Source organism: Brevibacterium pityocampae, assembly GCF_039541555.1.
GTDB lineage: Bacteria > Actinomycetota > Actinomycetes > Actinomycetales > Brevibacteriaceae > Brevibacterium > Brevibacterium pityocampae.
In genome coordinates this window covers 1-1284 of sequence record NZ_BAABGL010000023.1, presented here as the reverse complement: position 1 = coordinate 1284, position 1284 = coordinate 1, and the positions used below count along the sequence as shown (strand labels likewise).

The 1284-nt window shown below is 63.9% G+C and carries 1 protein-coding gene; it reads left to right on the top strand.

Annotated features, from left to right (window positions below):
• Positions 1 to 282 precede the first annotated feature (282 nt).
• The gene (locus ABD883_RS11965) at positions 283 to 1269 is read left to right on the top strand and encodes an IS30 family transposase (protein ID WP_295689632.1); all 987 of its coding nucleotides are present in this window, start codon (positions 283 to 285) and stop codon (positions 1267 to 1269) included.
• Positions 1270 to 1284: the final 15 nt, after the last annotated feature.

Sequence of the window (1284 nt, the reverse complement as noted above, 5' to 3'; positions counted from 1 at the left end):
GAGCCGGCGTCATACAGTCATCGCAACACTCGTTGTCAGGGTAGGTGCGAAAGGGGTTGTGTGATGGTCGGGTCGAGGAATGCGGGCAGGGTCGGTCGGTACGGTCTGGCGTGGGAGTTCGAATTCCGGGTCTGGGAACTACGCGGGCAGGGACTCTCGATCGAGGAGATCGCTTCCACGGTCGAGAAGTCCGCGACCTGGGTCTCGCGGATCATCTCGCGCCGCGGGGGAATGCCACCGCGGCGCATCCCTCCGGGATCACGGGCCCGCAAGGGCCAGCACTTGACGATCTCGGATCGCGAAGCGATCCTCGCCGGTCTGGCCGCGGGGTATTCGATGCGCACGATCGCAGCATCGCTGGGGGTGAGTCCCTCGACGATCAGTCGCGAGGTCGCGCGGAATCGTGATCGCAGGCTCGTCGGGGCCGGGGTCGATTACTCCCCGGCACGCGCCCAGCTCAAAGCGGTGCATCGCCGGCACCGGGTGCGGCCGTGCAAACTCGCGACGAACGCCCGGTTGCGGGACTGGGTGCAGGAGAAACTCAGCCAGCAGCGATGGTCACCGAAACTCATCGCGTTGATGCTGGTCGAGGAGTTCCCCGACGATGTGTCTATGAGAGTCAGTCACGAAACGATCTATCAAGCGCTCTACGTGCAGGCCAAGGGCGGACTCAGACGTGAGCTCACCACGTACCTGCGGACCCGCAGGAAACAGCGGAAGTCCCGTTCCAGCACGGAACGACGCGGCCGGATCAGTGACATGGTCAATATCGCCGACCGGCCCTTCGACCCTGATGATCGCAGTGTGCCCGGGCACTGGGAGGGCGATGAGATCATCGGGAAGGACCACAAGAGCGCGCTGGTCACGGTGGTGGAGCGCCAGACCCGGTACGCGGTGATCATCCGGCTGCCCGATGGGCATGGGCCCGAACCCGTCGCCCGGGTGATCGCAGAGCGATTCGGGGAGTTCCCGACCCGGATGCGCAAGTCCTTGACCTGGGATCAGGGAGTCGAGATGGGGCAGCACAAGCAGATCACCGCCGCGACGAAGATGGACGTGTATTTCTGTGACCCGCATTCCCCGTGGCAGCGCGGGACGAACGAGAACACCAACGGACTCATCCGCGGGTTCTTCCCCAAAGGCACAGACTTCCGCGACGTCACCGATGAAGAAGTCGCCCACGTAGAGTACCTGATCAACACGCGGCCGAGGCCCACACTCGAGTTGCAGACCCCGGCCGACATGTTCGAAAAGCTCCTGATGCGTTAGAAGCTTGACACCACC